The 14,087-nt window shown below is 73.8% G+C and carries 10 protein-coding genes; 4 read left to right on the top strand and 6 right to left on the bottom strand.

The window, feature by feature from the left end:
• Nucleotides 1–40: 40 nt before the first annotated feature.
• The 5 genes from ABT084_RS16730 to ABT084_RS16710 all read right to left on the bottom strand — a co-directional run bounded on the left by ABT084_RS16730 (nt 41) and on the right by ABT084_RS16710 (nt 7,839).
• Nucleotides 41–2,242, bottom strand: coding sequence for a molybdopterin oxidoreductase family protein (locus tag ABT084_RS16730; protein WP_351043810.1), 2,202 nt, complete (start codon nt 2,240–2,242; stop codon nt 41–43).
• Between the two features lie 274 nt (nt 2,243–2,516).
• On the bottom strand, nt 2,517–3,143 hold the full coding sequence (locus ABT084_RS16725) for a TetR/AcrR family transcriptional regulator (protein ID WP_351043954.1): 627 nt from the start codon (nt 3,141–3,143) through the stop codon (nt 2,517–2,519).
• 18 nt (nt 3,144–3,161) lie between these two features.
• Entirely contained in the window at nt 3,162–4,442 is a 1,281-nt protein-coding gene (locus ABT084_RS16720) for a hypothetical protein (protein WP_351043952.1), read from the bottom strand.
• Nucleotides 4,443–4,639: 197 nt separating this feature from the next.
• Nucleotides 4,640–5,497: a cupredoxin domain-containing protein gene (locus ABT084_RS16715; protein ID WP_351043949.1), complete on the bottom strand. Its 858-nt coding sequence runs from the start codon at nt 5,495–5,497 to the stop codon at nt 4,640–4,642.
• A 98-nt stretch (nt 5,498–5,595) separates the two neighbouring features.
• On the bottom strand, nt 5,596–7,839 hold the full coding sequence (locus tag ABT084_RS16710; protein WP_351043807.1) for a right-handed parallel beta-helix repeat-containing protein: 2,244 nt from the start codon (nt 7,837–7,839) through the stop codon (nt 5,596–5,598).
• Between the two features lie 231 nt (nt 7,840–8,070).
• Here ABT084_RS16710 and hmgA point away from each other — a divergent pair, with 231 nt between their 5' ends.
• Genes hmgA through ABT084_RS16695 form a run of 3 tightly spaced genes read left to right on the top strand, consistent with a single transcriptional unit; the run spans nt 8,071 to nt 11,404 of the window.
• Nucleotides 8,071–9,384 carry a homogentisate 1,2-dioxygenase gene (hmgA, locus tag ABT084_RS16705; RefSeq protein WP_351043804.1) on the top strand — a complete coding sequence of 438 codons (1,314 nt, stop codon included), beginning with the start codon at nt 8,071–8,073 and terminating at the stop codon, nt 9,382–9,384.
• A gap of 44 nt (nt 9,385–9,428) precedes the next feature.
• Nucleotides 9,429–10,178 carry a GntR family transcriptional regulator gene (locus tag ABT084_RS16700; RefSeq protein WP_351043801.1) on the top strand — a complete coding sequence of 250 codons (750 nt, stop codon included), beginning with the start codon at nt 9,429–9,431 and terminating at the stop codon, nt 10,176–10,178.
• 5 nt (nt 10,179–10,183) lie between these two features.
• Nucleotides 10,184–11,404 (top strand): type ISP restriction/modification enzyme, encoded by a 1,221-nt coding sequence (locus ABT084_RS16695; protein WP_502968953.1) that lies wholly within the window; start codon nt 10,184–10,186, stop codon nt 11,402–11,404.
• A 28-nt stretch (nt 11,405–11,432) separates the two neighbouring features.
• Here ABT084_RS16695 and ABT084_RS16690 read toward each other — a convergent pair whose 3' ends face one another.
• Nucleotides 11,433–12,458, bottom strand: coding sequence for an SDR family NAD(P)-dependent oxidoreductase (locus tag ABT084_RS16690; RefSeq protein ID WP_351043799.1), 1,026 nt, complete (start codon nt 12,456–12,458; stop codon nt 11,433–11,435).
• 289 nt (nt 12,459–12,747) lie between these two features.
• Here ABT084_RS16690 and ABT084_RS16685 point away from each other — a divergent pair, with 289 nt between their 5' ends.
• Nucleotides 12,748–14,031, top strand: a complete 1,284-nt coding sequence (locus ABT084_RS16685) for a CaiB/BaiF CoA transferase family protein (protein ID WP_351043796.1) — start codon at nt 12,748–12,750, stop codon at nt 14,029–14,031.
• The last annotated feature ends 56 nt before the right edge of the window (nt 14,032–14,087 follow it).

The raw sequence follows: 14,087 nt of genomic DNA, 5'->3' as shown, positions 1-14,087 counted from the left end.
CAAGACGTCGACGCGTGAGCAATACGAGCAAAACCCCAGCTCAGGGCAGTGGCACCAGCTCCACCGGGAAGCCGTTGAGCACGGCGGTACCCGACAGCGGGTCGAGCCGGGACCCGTCCAGGAGCTGATTCACATTGACTCCGGGCACCACCCCGGCGGCGCCGAGCCGCGTACCGGGCCGGTCGTGGCCCCAGCCGTGCGGGAGGCTGACCACCCCGGGCCGGATGGCGTCGGTGACCTCGACCGGCACCTCGAGGCTGCCACCGTCGGCGGTGATCCTGGCGCGGCCGCCGTCGGCGAGGCCGAGGCGTCCGGCATCGTCGGGGTGGACGTGCAAGGTGCAGCGGTTGGAACCCCCGGTCAGGGCCGGGATGTTGTGCAGCCAGCTGTTGTTGGACCGCAGGTGGCGGCGGCCCACGAGCACCAGGGCGGCGGGGCGGTGCGCGAGCGCCTCGCGCAGCCGGGGCAGCTCGGCGGCGATCGGGTCCGGGAGCAGTTCGATCCTGCCGCTGCGGGTCTTGAGCAGGCCGGGCACGCGGGAGGCGAGGGGGCCGAGGTCCACCCCGTGCGGCTCGCGGAGGAGGTCGTCGAGGGTCAGGTCGTACGGGCCCAGGCGCAGCATCATGTCGAGCCGCCGCTCGGGACCGGTGTGGCCCGTGAGCGTCCCCGCCCATGCCCGCGGGTCGGCACCGGAAAGCGGCGACTGCGGATCGGCGGCCGCCCGCGCCAGGGTGTCGGCGATGGCGGCTTCGTCCACGGTCCGGGGGTCGGCGCCGTGCCGCCCGGAGACGGCGAGGATCAGCCGGGCGTGGATGTCGCACTCGTCCATCCGCCCCTCCTCCAGCGGGATGGCGGGGGGCGAATAGCGCGCCTGGTTGTGCACGGCGAAACCGTTGAAGGCGAAGTCGAAGTGGGAACTTTGGGCGGGCGGCGGCGGAGGCAGGACGACATGGGCGTGGCGCGAGGTCTCGTTGAGGTACGGGTCGACCGAGACCATGAAGTCGAGCCCGGACAGCGCCCGGTCGAGCCGGTCGCCGTCGGGCGCGGACAGCACCGGGTTGGCGGCGACGGCGATCACCACCCGGATCTGCCCCTCCCCCGGGGTCTCGACCTCCTCGGCGAGGGCGGCCATGGGCAGTTCACCCTTGACCTCGGGGTGGCCGGAGACCCGGCTGGCCCAGCGGCCGAGCGCGAACCCCCGCCCGGGCCCGGCGGCGGCCCGGGGCGCCGCGGCGGTCGCGGAGAGCGGGAACAGCGCGCCGCCGGGACGGTCGAGATTGCCGGTGAGGATGTTCAGTACGTCGACCAGCCAGCTGGCGAGGGTGCCGTGGGCGACGGTGCAACTGCCGATCCGGGCGTAGACGGCGGCGGTCGGGGCGGCGGCCAGGTCGCGGGCGAGCAGCCGGATCTCATCGGCGGACAGGTCGCAGGCGGGTGCGACCTCTTGGGGGGTGAACGCGCGGAGGGCTTCGGAGAGTTCCCCGAGTCCCTCCAGATGTTCCGTGAGGACTCCCGGGTCGGTCAGCTTCTCGGCGAGCAGGGTGTGCGCGAGGGCCGCGAGGAGCAGGGCGTCGCTGCCGGGGCGCGGGGCGAGGTGGCGGTCCGCCAGGCGTGCGGTGCGGGTGCGCCGCGGGTCGACGACGACGAGGGTGCCGCCGCGGGCGCGCAGGGCCTTCAGCCGGCCGGGGAAATCGGGGGCGGTGCACAGGGAGCCATTGGATTCGACCGGATTCGCGCCGATGAGCAGCAGGAAGTCGGTGCGGTCGAGGTCGGGCACCGGGATGGCGAAGGGGTCACCGAAGAGCAGGCCGCTGGAGACGTGCTTGGGCATCTGGTCCAGGGTGCTGGCGGTGAAGAGGTTGCGGGTGGCGAGGGCTTTGAGGAGCAGGGGCGGATAGAGGGCGCCGGCCATGGTGTGGACGTTGGGGTTGCCCAGGACGACGCCCGTGCACTGGGGTCCGTAGCGCTCGACGAGCGGGGGAACGGCGGCCGCGATGGCGTCGAACGCCTCGTCCCAGGTGGCTTCCTGGAGCGTGCCGTCACGGCGGACGAGAGGGGTGCGCAGCCGGTCGGGGTCGGCGTCGAGGGCGCCGAACGCGGCGCCCTTAGGGCAGATGAACCCCTGGCTGAAGACGTCCTTCCGATCGCCGCGGGCGCCTGTGACGGCGGTTCCCTCGATGGTCAGGGTGAGGCCGCAGGTGGCTTCGCACAGGGGGCAGATGCGCAGGGCGGTACGGGACATGGGCCCTCCTGGGGACGGCAGGCTGCGGTGTCACGCGGGCGACCCGAGCATACCGACCGGTACGGACGGTGGGGAGCCCCTTGCGCGTGCCGAACACCGCCGGCCTCCGGACCGGCGGATTCGGGTCCGCGGGCAGCGAGGAGCGCGCCTCGGGTGCGGCGGAGCAGCGGGCGCGCGGGTATCCGAGCGGGAGGCCGAGCGTCGGAGCGTCCGCAGGCCGGTGGGTCCGAGCATTCAAAGGGCCCGAGGGGCCGAGGGGCCGAGGGGCCGAGGGTCAGTCCAGGACTCGGGCGAGGTACGCGTGCATCATCGCCCGTATCTCGTCGATGATGTCGGGATCCCCGGACGGGGCGGTCCGGAAGGCGAGCTGCACGAGGGCGTCGGTGGCTTCGACCGCGACCAGGACCGTACGCCGCAGGACCGGGTCGGGAGTGCGGCCCAGGTGCAGGCAGAGCAGTTCGGTCAGGCGGCCGGCGACCAGGTCGTTCGGGTCGGCGGGGTCCGCCGCCTCGCTCGACGGCGGCGGGGGCACGCCGAAATCGACCAGGGCGAAGCCGGGGACGGTGCGTTTCATCGCGAGGTACTCGTCGAGGACCGCGTCCACCACGGGCCGCCAGTGCGCGTCCGGAAGGGCCGCGAGCCGCGCGGTGATGCCTTCGGCGTAGCGGTCGAGGTTGCGTTCGGCGAGGGCGTAGGCCATGGCCCGCTTGTTGCCGAAGAAGCGGTAGACCGAGCCGATCGGGACACGCGCGCGGACGGCGACGGCCCGGGTGCTCAGGTTCTCGTACCCCGTCTCGTCGAGGAGTTCGGCGCAGGCGTCGAGGATCCGGGCGAGCCGGTCGGCGCTGCGCTGCTGGATCGGGGCGCGGCGCAGGGGGTGGGCTGGAGGCACGGGGTCCATCATGCCGGTCCTCGGTTCTCAGTTCAGCAGGAGGCTCAGCCCCCCGAGGGTGTACGTGATCATCAGCGCGAGCAGGGGCAGTTGCCCGGCGACCGCCCGGGCGGGCGGGAAGAGGCGTACGGAACGGTCGTGCGCGGCGATGACTCCGAGGACGTGGCCGCTGACGACGGCGATGACCTGGAGTGCCGCGAGGCCGCCGGGGTCCAGGGGTGGGGCGGGTGCGGGGGCATGGCCAACACCCCCCGCAATGATTACTGTGCGTGACGCTTCCGTGACGAACAGGGAGAAATAGTGGGCTACGAGGTAACCGAGAGCGATGGGAAGGAGGGAGTGCGCGAAGGCGGTCAGCGGTCCCGGGAGCGGGCCGGAGACCAGGCGGGTGGCCGCGGCGCAGAGGCAGTAGAGGGTGGCGACGAGGATGACGGAGCCCAGGAGTCCGAGGGTGGCCGCGGGGGTCCGGCCGAGGGGGGAGGTCTGAATGGTGTTGATCCACGAGGGGTTGTCGGAGAACCCGTCATAGGCGGTTGACCCGAGCAGGACGCAGACGGTGGCGACGAGTCCCGGCCGCTCGGGTGTGGCGTCGAGTCCGTGGAAGGGGTTACGGAGGACCAGGCGGCCGTCGTCGCGGCGGCCGAGGGGGGAGAAGCGGGCCAGGAGGGTGGAGTACGCCTCGAAGGGGTCTCCTTCGGCGAACCACGATTCGCCGAAGCGGGCCGCGAGGCCGAGCTGGACGGTGCCGAAGACGACGAAGGCGGTCAGGAGGGTGGTGCGCGAGGCGGGGTCGGGGGAAACGAGCTCGAGCCAGGTGAAGCCGAAGAGGCCGATGGCGGCGGGCCAGAGGCCGAGCCGAGGTGGAAGGGGGTGCGCGGGCCGGTCCGGGGCGAGGGGGCCGCGGCGCAGCAGGCGGTGAAGGCGGCGCAGCAGCCGGTGCAGGGTGCGCAGCGGGTTGAGCAGGCTCCAGACGGGGCCGAGGAGGAGGGAGGCGGGGACGAGTCCGACCCAGAGCAGGACGTAGACGGCGCCGGGAGCGGGATTGCGGGCGGGGTCGTCGGGACCGAGGAGGAGGTGCAGCAGGACGAGAAGGGCGGCGGCGAGTCCGAGGACGCGCAGCGCGGTCCGGGTGGTCGGCGCGTCGGCCACCCGCTGGACGGCGGTGGGCAGCGGGCGGCCGGAGCGGTCGCCGCGGAAGCGGGAGGTGGACCAGAGGAGGCCGAGTGCGAGAAAGGAGACGAAGAGCGCGGTGAAGGCACCGGCGAAGGCGTAGAAGGGCGAGATGGGCAGGTCGTGCTGGGAGCCGATGCCATGGGCGAGGGCGGCGAACGGATGGGCGACCGGGTCGGCGAGCGGATCGACGAGGGCGCTCCGGAGCCCTTTCGGGGCGGATAGCGGTGTCGGGCCCGGCACCGGTGTCGGCGCCGAAGCCCCCGTCGGCACCGGGACCAGGGCCGTGGTGGGTCCCTGAGCCGCGCCCGGGAGCAGCGCGGCGAGCGTCCGGGTCACCGGACGAGGAGCTGGGTCAGGACCAGGTCGGATTCGTGGGTCTCGACCTCGAAGAGGCCCGTGCGGTCGACCGTCAGGACCAGGGTGGCTTCCTGGCCCGCGGGGAGCGGCAGTTCCTTGTCATAGCCGTGGACGTGCAGGGTGTCGGCGCGATCGCTGGTGACGCGCAGCGCGACCCGCTCGCCGCGCTTCAGCTCCGTCCGGCCGGGGGCGGGGGTGACCTTGCCGTCGTGGATGGCGATGGTGACGGTCCGGTCTGCCGTGGCGGCCGGGTCCGGGGCCGGGGGCTGGGCGGGCGGCTGGGACGGGGTCGGGGGCGAGGTCGGCGCTCCGGGGGCGGCGTGGTCGTGGCTCGCCGGGCTCTGGGCGGGCGCGGTCAGCCGGGTCGTGGCTTCCACCGGTTTGCCCTCGACCGCCCAGGCGGTGTGGTCGTCCGCGTAGAGGCGGACGGTCAGGGTGTGCGGGCCCTCGGGCACCTGTGTGGCGGACAGGTGGTACCAGGGGCCGTACAGGCGGGCCAGTTTGCGGCCGTCGAGCAGGAGGTGGGCGTGGCCGCCACCGGCGAGGGCGGCGCCGCCCACGCTGTCGGGGGTGAAGTGGAAGTTGCCCACCTCCAGTTGGAGGTTCCAGCCGTCCTCGCTGTCGGGGCGGAGGGTGAGTTTCACCTCCGGCGCCCCCTGGGCCGGGACTTGGCGCAGCCGGTGGCCGGCCTCGTCCTGGGTGTCCAGCAGGGTGCCGACGCCGCCGGAGGCCTGCTGGTGGGTGGTACCGGGCTTGTGGTGGGTGGTGGCTCGCCCGCCGCAGCCGGCCGTGCCCACCGCGGCGAGCAGGAGGAGCGCCGCGCAGGCCGCCACCCGGCGGGCCCGCCCGGTCCGGGGGCGGGGGCGGGGACGGGGTCCTGGGCTTGGGCGGGCGCGCAGCGGCCGGGGCGGCGTCAGTTGCTCACCGGCGCTCACGCGGCGCCGTCCCGGGTGGGGGCCGGGCGCGCCGGTCCGGGTGTGCGGTCGCCCTCGCCGCCACTCGCACCGGCACCGGCCCGGCCACCCGCACCACCGGCCTCCGCACCGCCGGCCTCCGCGCCGTCTTCCGCACCGCCGGGCTCCGCACCGCCGGCCTCCGCACCGCCGGCCTCCGCACCGTCCTCCGTGCCGCCGCCGTCGCCAGGGGCTGTGGGAGTGCGGGGTGGGCCGGGGCGGGCGGAGGCTATTACGGCCCACAGCACCCACACGATCGCCACCAGTGCGCGGATCCACGCCGGGCTGAGGGGGATCCACGGAATCATCAGTACGGCCTTGTCGAAGGCGTCGAGCAGGGTCAGTGCGCCGAGCAGCAGGGTCAGTCGCGCCAGCCAGGGGCGGCCGGGCCGTAGCGCGAGCCCGGTGCCCGTCCACCACAACCCGAGGAGGAGGAGTGCGAGAGCCGGGACGAAGGTGACGGTCAGGGCCATCGTCGAGCCGGCGACGTCCAGGGCGAGCCCGGCCAGGCCGAGCAGCGCGGAGAGCGTGCCCAGCCGCGACGCGCGCAGCCGGCGCCACCACAGCACCCCGCCGACCAGGGCCAGTACCACCGCGACGGCCAGCGCGATCTGGGTCTCCACCCGCTCCAGACCCCGGGCGCCGTACCAGTCGCACCCCGCCGGAAGCTTGCGTGCCTGAACGTTGTAGTCGGCGCACACGAGCAGTTGGGCCAGCTTGACCGGTTCTCCCGCCAGCCGGGCCGAGCCGCCCGACACCTCCCCGCGCGTGTGACCGCACTGCGGGAGCGTGCCGGGGGTGGAGCCGTCGGGTCCGTCCTGCCAGCAGTTGCCCTTGCCCTGACCGTCCCACCAGACGTCCGCGCCGTTGGGGCGGGAGGCTCCGGACTTGTCCTTGCCCAGGATGTTGCCCGCGTAGCGGTTGTGGTGCGAGGTGTCGGCCTGCTTGCTCCAGGCCGACTCGCCCCGGATGAAGGCGGGGACCGCGCTCAGGAAGAAGCCGGCGCGCCGGTGTCCGTAGACCCAGTTGTTCTCGTACACGTTCCAATTGCCGCCCGCGGTGATGATGCCGGTGCCCGGCGGCATGGAGATCTGCGGGCAGACCACGCCCCGTTCGTAGCCGCGGTCGACGGGTGCCTTGGCGCAGGTGCCGTCGGCGACGTACGGGTAGAAGTCCTCGTTGTTGTCGTGGATCAGATTGCGCTCGAACAGGGCGTGGTTCTGCGGGAGTCCGGGGTGGCCGGGGAAGGCGCTGTCCATCGAGGCGCCGCCCATGTTGCCGTCGAACTCGTTGTCGTGCACCCACACCGAGTCGCCCGCGGTGCCGGAGTATCCGACCATGTTGTGGTGGCTGCGGCAGCCGGTGATCTCGATGGAGTGGCGCGGGACGTCGTAGCCGCGGCCGTCGTTGATGTCCGAGGCGCTGCCGGGGTAGATGCCGGAGTCGCCGTTCCCGTAGGACTCGCAGTTCTTGTACAGGCCGTGGTCGCTGGCGAAGGTCAGGAAGCCGTATTCGTCGTTCCACCGGGTGAGGACGTCGTCGATGACGAAGCCGTCGCCCGCCAGGACGTACAGGGAGTTGAACGTGGTGCGCTGCGCGGTGAAGTTCTTGAAGTAGACGCCGTCGGAGTTGTCGGCCCGGATGGCGTTCAGCTTCTGGTACTTGGCGTCGATGACGACGTCCTGCCGGGATGCCCCGGTGCCTTCGATCTGCAGGTTCTTCTTGCCGAGGATGGCGACGAGGTTCTGGTTGTGGCGGCACGCCACCTGCTGCTCGTACGACAGGATCTGGTAGCCGAGGGCGGAGTTGGGCGCCTTCAGCGACGCGCACGCGCCCGTCGGCTTGGGCAGCGAGGGCTCTTCCTCGTACAGGCCCGGCAGGATCGCGATGTTCATCCCGGGCCGGTCGACGGCGTCGACGGCTTCCTGGAGGTTGCGGTAGCCGCTCTTGCCGCACCGGTCGTACAGGGCGAGGTTGCGCTGCCTGAGCTGTTCGGGGAATCCGGCTGTCCGGCGTTCGAAGTCGGGGCGGTCGGTCTTGCAGACGAGGAGGTCCGGTTCGCCCGTGCGGTACTCCGGCACGCTTCCGGAGCCGTCGGGGAGGGTGACCGGGCGTTCCTCGTGCGCCTGCGCGGCGGGCGCGGCCACGAAGAGGGCCAGGAGGGAGAAGAGGGCGGCGAGGAGAGCCGCCGGAACGGCTGGGAGCCTGCGGGTCCACGACATGCGCGAGAGAGTAGAGCAATGTTCATGTTTTTGGATCCCCTCCCGCACGAATCGGTCGGCGGTGCAGCCGCACGAAGCGTTCGGGGCGGCGCGGCCGCGCACCCTTCAGTGCGCGCGGCCGCACGCATCGTTCGGCGGGGGCGCGGCCGCCGACCGGGGCGGACCGTTGACGTCAGGGCTGCGGAATCCTACTGTCGACCATAGGATTCCTTCGACGGAGCGGGAGCAGCGATGAGCGAGCAGGCCAGGAAGACGGCGGAGGGGTTGGAGTACCTCACCGGCTTCGGCAACGAGCACAGCTCGGAGGCGGTTCCCGGCGCCCTGCCAGTGGGCCGGAACTCGCCCCAGCGGGCCGGGCTGGGCCTCTACGCCGAGCAGCTCAGCGGCAGCGCCTTCACCGAGCCGCGCCCGCACAACCACCGCTCCTGGCTCTACCGCATCCGCCCCTCGGCCGCGCACCCGCCCTTCACCCGCATCGGCAACGGCGCCCTGCGCACCGCCCCCTTCACCGAGTCGGTCCCCGACCCCAACCGGCTGCGGTGGAACCCACTGCCCGCCCCGGCGCCCGGTACCGACTTCGTGGCCGGTCTGTGGACCCTCGGCGGCAACGGCGACGCCACGCAGCGCACCGGCATGGCCATCCACCTCTACGCCGCCGACACCTCCATGACCGACCGGGTCTTCAGCGACTCCGACGGCGAGCTGCTGATCGTCCCGGAGCAGGGCGGTCTGCTGCTGCGCACCGAACTCGGCCTGCTCAGCGCCCGCCCGGGCGAGATCGCCCTGATCCCGCGCGGGATCCGCTTCCGCGTGGAGCTGCTCGACGACACCGCCCGCGGCTATGTCTGCGAGAACTACGGCCGCCCCTTCGAGCTGCCCCACCTCGGCCCGATCGGGGCCAACGGCCTCGCCGCCGCGCGGGACTTCCAGGCCCCGGTGGCGGCGTACGAGGACGACGACCGGCCGGTCGAGGTCGTCAACAAGTTCTGCGGCAACCTCTGGTCCGCCACCTACGACCACTCCCCGCTCGACGTGGTCGCGTGGCACGGTTCGCACGTCCCGTACGTCTACGACCTGCGGCGCTTCAACGTCCTGGGCAGCATCAGCTACGACCACCCCGACCCCTCGATCTTCACCGTCCTGACCGCGCCCTCCGACACCCCGGGCCTGGCGGGCGTCGACTTCGTGGTCTTCGCCCCGCGCTGGCTCGTCGGCGAGGACACGTTCCGGCCGCCCTACTTCCACCGCAACGTCATGAGCGAGTACATGGGCCTGATCGAGGGGGCCTACGACGCCAAGGCGGAGGGGTTCGTCCCCGGCGGCGGCTCCCTGCACAACATGATGTCCGCGCACGGCCCGGACCGGGAGACCTTCGACCGGGCGAGCGCCGCCGAGCTGAAGCCGCAGAAGATCGAGGACGGTCTGGCCTTCATGTTCGAGACCCGCTGGCCGGTCACCGCGACCGCGCAGGCGACGGAAGCCGATCACCTCCAGCGCGGCTACGACGACGTCTGGCAGGGGCTGGAACGGCACTTCCGCGCCTAACATCGCAGCACACCGCCCCTGCCCAGCCGTACGGAGACCCGACCGTGACCGCCTTCGCCCCCGACTCCCTGGTCCTGAACCGGAAACTCCCGCTCTGGTACCAGGTGTCGCAGTCACTGCGCGCCTCGATACTCGGCCGTACCCCGGACGCGACCCTGCGCCTGCCCACCGAGGAGCAGCTCGCCGAGCACTACGGGGTGAGCGTGCTCACCATGCGCCAGGCCCTCAAGGAGCTGGAGCAGGAGGGCCTGATCAGCCGGCACCGGCGGCGCGGCACGTTCATCGAGCCGGGGACGCGGCGCTCGGCGCCGGTGCGGCTGCTGGGCTCGGTCGACGCGATCGTGGCCCAGCAGTCGGGCGAACGTACGACGATCCTCGGCCACGCGCGGACGCCGGTGCCCGGGGAGCTGCTGGAGTACTTCCCCGGGCTCCCGGAGGTGGTGACGTACCGGCGGCTGCGCCACGACGGGGAGAGCGGCGAGCCGACGAACTGGGCCGAGAACGCGGTGCGTCCGGAGCTGGCCGAGGCGGTGGATCTGGCCGATCTGGAGCGGTGGCCGATGACCAAGGTGCTGCGCGACATGGTGGGCGTACGCATCAGCCGGATCACGGACACCGTCGAGGCGCGGCTCGCGGACCCGGCCACCGCGGAGCTGCTCCAGGTGCCGCTGCTCAGCCCGATCCTGCACTACACCGGGGTGACTTACGACGAGGACGGCCGCGTGGTGGACGTGGCGCGGATCCGCTATCGCGGTGACCGTTTCTCCTTCACCGTGACGATGGACGCCCACTGAGCACCCTGGCCGCCCTAGCATCAGGTGCTGTGAGCGAAGAAGTACGTCAACCAGTCGCGCCTCAACCCGTCGCGCCGCTGCTGGACGAGCTGATGCCCTGGTCCGTGGGCGGGCTGCGGCTCGGGCGGGACTGGGTGAGCGCGCCCGATCCCGCCTCGCTGCGGGCCCGCTGGGCGGCGCTCGCAGGGGCCGAGGACCCCGAGCGGGAGCGGCTGTTCCGGCCGAGCCGCTCGCGCGGCCCCGCCGCCGGGGCGGCCGCGCTGCCCGGCCAGCGGTCGGCCACGGGCCGGTTCGGGCGGCAGCCCGGCGCCTGCCCCGACCCCGTACGGGTGTTGTCCGAGCCCTTCGACGAGCAGTGGCTGCTGCCGGACCAGCGGCTGATCGACCTGGCCCGCCCCGAGCTGTGGCGGGTCCTGGACGAGCACCAGCTCTTCCTCCTGGAACCCCCCGGCCTGCCGTCCCCGCTGGTCACGGCGCACCTCCCGGCGGGGCGGCTCGGCCGGATCCGCCCGCTGCACCGCCGCCCCGGGGGCGCCGAGCCGAATCTGGCGCCGGGGCTGCTGCAGCTGCTGGGCGAGCAGTACCGCGGGTGGGTGACCCCCGAGGACGTCCTGTGCTGGATCCTCGCCGCGGGCCGCCCCGGCCCGCGGGGGTACGAGGTCCCGCTCCCGGCCGATCCGGAGCGCTGGCGGGCCGGGCTGGAGCTGGGGCAGCGGCTGCTGACCGTCCAACTGCGCGGGGCGCGCGGCGGTGAGCCGCCCCGGCTGCCGGGCGGGCGCCGCCCGTACGTCCGCTCGGCGGTCGCGGGGTGGCCTACCGCGCTGTCCTACGACGCGGAGGGCGAGAGCCTCCTGCTGGGCGCCGGGAGCATCGCGCCGGTCCCGGCCGGGGCGTGGACGTACGAGGTGAACGGCGTGCGCGTGCTGGAGCGGTGGTTCGCCGCCCGCTGCGCGCACCGGGCGCCGGACGCGGAAGGGCTGGCCGCGCTGGGCCCCGCCGAGTGGCCGCAGGCCTGGACCTCGGAGCTGCTGGCCCTGGTCACCACGCTGGGCCTGCTGGCGGACCTGGCCCCGGACCGGGCCGCCTTCGAGCCGGGACCCGCGCTCCCGGCGCAGCGGCTGCGTGCGGCCGGGGTCCTCCCGCCGCCGCGCTGGGCCCGCCGCCCGGCCTCGGTCCTGAGCCACCAGGAGGAGGGCCCGGAGGGCCAGTTCGCGCTCCCCTTCTGAGGCCGGCGCCGCCCGGAGCCTGCCGGGGCTACCCGATGAGCGCCCCGGGGTCGGCCCCCGTCAGGTCCCGGCTCGCGTCCCACAGCCATGCCGCGACGAGGGGGTCGGCGAGGTGCTCCCACACCGCCTCGCGCCGGGGCTCCCCGCGCAGGCCGAGGACGCGCGGGCCCCACAGCTCGCCGCCGCGCACGGCCGGGTCGAGCACCGCCCGGACCGCGGGCCAGGCGCCGGCGTGCTTGCCCTGGACGAGGAGGGCCGCGGGCGCCGCGCCCAGCCGTGCGCCCGGGGTCCGCACATGGACCGGTGGCCTTGACGGGGTGAGGGAGTCCAGCGCACCGCCGGGATGGGCCACCACGCTCGTCACCGGGCTGCCGGCGGCGCGCAGGCGGCGGTCGAGTTCGAGGCCGAAGTACATCTGCGCCAGCTTGGACCGTCCGTAGGCGCGCTTGGGCCGGTAGTCCTTCCGGGACTGCAGGTCACCCAGCTCGCCCGGACCGCCCAGGCCGTCCGGACCGCCCAGCTCGCCCGGGCCGCCCACGTCCTGCAGGTCGCCCAGGGCGAGCCGCTCGGACTTCGCCGCGAAGCTGCCCATGGTCACCACGCGGGCGGCCGGCGCGGCCGACAGCAGCGGCATCAGCCACCGGGTGAGGGCGAAGTGCCCGAGGTGGTTGGTGCCGAACATCAGCTCGTGGCCGTCGGCGGTCTCCTCGCGCGGCGGGTGGTCGAGCGCGACGCCCGCGTTGTGGACCACCGCGTCGAGGCGGTCGACGTCCAGCGATTCCACCGCCTTCTCGAGCGACGAGAGGTCGGCGAGGTCCAGCCGTACGGCCCGCACCCGCGCCCCGGGGACACGCGCGCGGATCGAGGCCGTGGCGACCTCGGCCTTGGCGGGGTTCCGGCTGCCGAGTACGACGGTGGCTCCGGTCGCCGACAGCTGCTCGGCGACGAAGTACCCGATGCCGGCGTTGCCGCCGGTGACCAGGAAGACGCGGCCATCGGCCCGGGGCAGCCGTCGGACGCTCCAGGGCGGGGTGGTGGTGGACGTGGGTGACATGGCGAGGGGTCCCTTGCTGGTGGAGGCGGCTGCGGCTGTTCCCTCGGACGACTCGGCTCCCAGGACGACCAAGGGGCCCGAGGCGCCCGAATGTCCGCAGCGCCCGAATGTCCGAGGTGCCCACGATCCCCGCGGCCGCCGACACCCCGCCTGTGGGTCACCGACAGCCCCGCCGCACGGCCGACATCCCGCCGACACCGCCATGGCCCGCCGCCGTCCCCGGCCGTGGGCCGGGGGGAAGTACGAGAGGGGGGTGACAGCCCGGGCACCGGGACTGTAGGACCGGACCATGAACTCCGCCCCGCAGCCGCAGCCGCAACCACACGCGCAACCACAACCGCACCCGCACCCGCACCCGCCCTCCGCCGCCCCGCACCCAGCACCCCTCCCCCTCCCCCTGGACGGCGTCACCGTCGTCGCCGTCGAGCAGGCCGTCTCCGCCCCCTTCGCCACCCGGCAGCTCGCCGACCTCGGAGCCCGGGTGATCAAGGTCGAGCGGCCCGACGGCGGGGACTTCGCGCGCGGTTACGACACCGCCGCGCACGGGCTGGCCTCGCATTTCGTGTGGGCCAACCGCGGCAAGGAGTCGATCGCGCTCGACCTCAAGGATCCGCGCGGCCTTGCGGCCCTGCACGGGCTCCTCGCCGACGCGGACGTCTTCGTACAGAACCTCGCCCAGGGCGCCGCGGCCCGCCTCGGGCTGGACGCCGCCGCGCTGTGCGCGCGCTACCCGCGGCTGGTCGCCGTGGACATCTCGGGTTACGGCGCTCAGGGACCGTACGCGCACAAGCGGGCCTACGACATGCTCGTGCAGTGCGAGGCGGCTCTGGTCTCGGTCACCGGCACCCCGGACCAGCCGGTCAAGGCGGGCATCCCGGCCGCCGACATCGCGGCGGCGATGTACGCCTTCTCCGGGGTCCTCGCGGCCCTGCTGCGGCGCGGCGCGACCGGACGCGGGGGCCCGGTCGAGGTCTCGATGCTGGACGCGCTCGCCGAGTGGATGGGCCACCCGCTGCACCTGACGATGCACGGTGGCGAGGAGCCCGCGCGGACCGGTCTGGCGCATGCCGTGATCGCGCCGTACGACGCCTACCCGACGGCGGACGGCGACCGGGTCCTGCTGTCCGTGCAGAACGACCGCGAGTGGCGGCGGCTCGCCGAACAGGTGCTGGAACGGCCGGAGTTGGCCGAGGATCCGGCGTACGCGACGAACTCGGCGCGCACCGCGAACCGCGAGAAGACGGACGCGGTGGTCGCCGAGGTACTGGCCCGCTTCGAGGCGGCCGAGGCACTCGCGCGCCTGGAGGCGGCCGGGATCGCCTGCGCGCGGTTGAACTCGGTGGCCCAGCTGGCCGGACACCCCCAGCTGGCGGCACGGGACCGCTGGCGGGAGATCGGTTCACCAGCGGGTCCGCTGCGGGCGCTGCTGCCGCCGATCGGACTGCCGGGTGGCGCGGAACCGCGGATGGGTGCGGTTCCCGCGCTCGGCGAGCACACCGACGCCTTGCTGCGCGCCCTGGGGATGACGGGCGCGCAGATCACGGCACTGCGCCGGGACGGTGTGATCGCCTGAGGCCGGGGACGGAAGCGATCGGGGACAGGGCGCGGATCCGGCGGCCGCCGCAACGG

The sequence above is a fragment of the Streptomyces sp. NPDC002138 genome, assembly GCF_040296485.1.
Lineage (GTDB): Bacteria > Actinomycetota > Actinomycetes > Streptomycetales > Streptomycetaceae > Streptomyces.
The sequence above is the reverse complement of the archived record's forward strand: the minus strand, read 5'-3'. Positions and strand labels throughout refer to the sequence as shown.

Bases quoted from the DNA above. Each gene is read 5' to 3' on its own strand.
- ABT084_RS16710 (WP_351043807.1), bottom strand. From the start codon at position 7,839: ATGTCGTGGACCCGCAGGCTCCCAGCCGTTCCGGCGGCTCTCCTCGCC.
- ABT084_RS16685 (WP_351043796.1), top strand. From the start codon at position 12,748: ATGAACTCCGCCCCGCAGCCGCAGCCGCAACCACACGCGCAACCACAA.
- ABT084_RS16690 (WP_351043799.1), bottom strand. From the start codon at position 12,458: ATGTCACCCACGTCCACCACCACCCCGCCCTGGAGCGTCCGACGGCTG.
- hmgA (WP_351043804.1), top strand. From the start codon at position 8,071: ATGAGCGAGCAGGCCAGGAAGACGGCGGAGGGGTTGGAGTACCTCACC.
- ABT084_RS16725 (WP_351043954.1), bottom strand. From the start codon at position 3,143: ATGGACCCCGTGCCTCCAGCCCACCCCCTGCGCCGCGCCCCGATCCAG.
- ABT084_RS16730 (WP_351043810.1), bottom strand. From the start codon at position 2,242: ATGTCCCGTACCGCCCTGCGCATCTGCCCCCTGTGCGAAGCCACCTGC.